We start from the raw sequence: 2,014 nt of genomic DNA, 5'->3' as shown, positions 1-2,014 counted from the left end.
CAGAGCCCCAAGGCTGAAGAGTTGAGCGGTGACACCTCGCTCAACAGCCTTGAGGCTCTGTCCGTTCCATCGAGCACCCCACCGTCACCCGATCAGTGGCCACTCTGAAAAGGCTCAGTGAATTGCCCTGGATGAGGAGATCGCCGGGTGCTGTCACGTTGTTGGTGGCGGGGTGGGATGATCTTCGGGTTGTCCGTGTGGGGAGGGGCTCGTCTGTGTCGTCCGTGGTGCCCTCGTACTCGAACCACCGGTACCCGGTCGAGGTGATTTCGCACTGCGTGTGGCTGTACTTCCGTTTCCCCCTCAGTTTCCGCGAGGTCGAGGAGATGATGCTCGAGCGGGGCATGATCGTCTCCTACGAGAGCGTCCGCCGCTGGTGCCTAAAGTTCGGCCAGACCTACGCCAACGCACCCCGCCGCAGGCGCCCGCGCCCCGGTGACAAGTGGCATCTCGATGAGGTGTTCATCAAGATCAACAGGGTGCAGAAGTACTTGTGGCGTGCCGTCGACGCCGACGGCAATGTCCTGGACATCCTGGTCCAGAAGCGGCGGGACAAGGCAGCGGCCGGCAGGTTCTTCCGCCGACTCTTGACCACCACCGGGCAGGTGCCCAGGGTGATCGTCACGGACAAGCTCCGCTCCTACGGGGCCGCACACCGTGAGGTGATGCCCTCGGTGGAACACCGCTCACACAAGGGGATCAACAATCGGGTGGAGAACTCCCACCAACCCACCCGCCAGCGCGAACGCGCGATGAAAGGCTTCCGCACCGTCGGATCAGCGCAACGGTTCCTGTCCGCGTTCACCGGAATCTCACCCCACTTCCGACCCCACCGGCACCTGATGACCGCCAGCCGCTACCGCCTCGAAATGAACGTCCGCTTCACCATCTGGAACCAGATCACCGGCACCGCCAGCACGCCCACCGCGGCCTGAACCACAGCCCCTCCGAGCCCCAACACGACCGCAAACAATCACACCCCCGACAACGTGACAGCACCCTGTGGTGGCATCACGCCCCATGAAAGATCCTTTCTCCTCAGCAGAGACCTCTGCCCTTCTGGTCCCTGCGGGCGGCGTGGGCCGGGATGCAGCCCGCCGCGCGGTGTGCCCTCGGTCTCGACGGCCTCGCGCAGCTGCTCGACACATCCTCGGCCTGTGGCCCAGTGGCGCCCCGGACCGACAGGGGCTCGCCTGTACGCGAACCGATTGTGGGCCGAGCGTGGACCGATCGGGCTGAGGAGCAGGCAGAATTACACCGGCATGAACTCACCACCACCTGCAGCTCCCGAACCGGCCCATGCCGTGCCGGGCGGCCGGAATCGTAAGCAGCCGCTCCGTTCACGGGTCAGGCACGGCAGCCCCACCTGCGCCGATTACGGCTGCCTGCGGCCCGAGTGCACGGCCGCGGCGCGCCGGGACCGCGCCCGTCGTACCCAGGAGCTGAAGGCAGGCCGGCCCGCCCGGATCCCCGCAGACGATGCGGCCGTCCACGCCAGCCACTTGCAAGAGACCGGCCTGTCGGCAGCGGACATCGCCGAGATCTCCGGGATCTCGATCACCCTCATCCGACGCCTGCTCAAGCCCGCCGGACAGCGCCCCGCCTCCCTGCACCGGGCCACCTCCGAGGCCATCCTCGGCATCACGCCGGACAGAGCCTTCCGACGGGAACGAGCCCTTCCCGGACTGATCCCCGCCAGCAGGGCAGCCACAGCCCTGCAGTGCCTCGCGAAACAGGGCTGGCCCACCAGTTTCCTGGCCGACACCTCGACACAAGCACACACACGCTCGCCGCCATCCGCAGCCGCGGCCGCCACCGGATCTCCCTCGCCCTGAACCGCAAGATCCAGCGCCTCGCCGCACTCCTGCTCGCCAGCGCTCCAGCCGACTACGGCATCGCCGCGCACCAGAGCCGCCGTGCTCAGTGGGCGTTAAGTCCGGTATTCCTCGGTTCGTGATCACCCGATCGTGGGGCTGATCGCCGACCGAGATGTCTGGTGGGCATGTCCATGCTG

2 protein-coding genes are annotated in these 2,014 nt (G+C 66.8%); both read left to right on the top strand.

Features of this window, described 5'->3' with window-relative positions:
• Nucleotides 1-131 precede the first annotated feature (131 nt).
• Nucleotides 132-935 carry an IS6 family transposase gene (locus ACFYP3_RS37660; protein ID WP_388842620.1) on the top strand — a complete coding sequence of 268 codons (804 nt, stop codon included), beginning with the start codon at nt 132-134 and terminating at the stop codon, nt 933-935.
• Nucleotides 936-1,502: 567 nt separating this feature from the next.
• Nucleotides 1,503-1,835: a hypothetical protein gene (locus ACFYP3_RS37655; protein WP_388842618.1), complete on the top strand. Its 333-nt coding sequence runs from the start codon at nt 1,503-1,505 to the stop codon at nt 1,833-1,835.
• Nucleotides 1,836-2,014 lie beyond the last annotated feature (179 nt).

Source organism: Streptomyces sp. NPDC005533, assembly GCF_042871845.1.
In the GTDB taxonomy this organism is placed as follows: domain Bacteria; phylum Actinomycetota; class Actinomycetes; order Streptomycetales; family Streptomycetaceae; genus Streptomyces.
Note: the sequence above shows the minus strand (reverse complement) of the source record. Positions and strands in the feature narration are given on the sequence as shown.

Coding starts and splice junctions, on each gene's coding strand:
- ACFYP3_RS37660 (WP_388842620.1), top strand. CDS start 132: ATGAGGAGATCGCCGGGTGCTGTCACGTTGTTGGTGGCGGGGTGGGAT.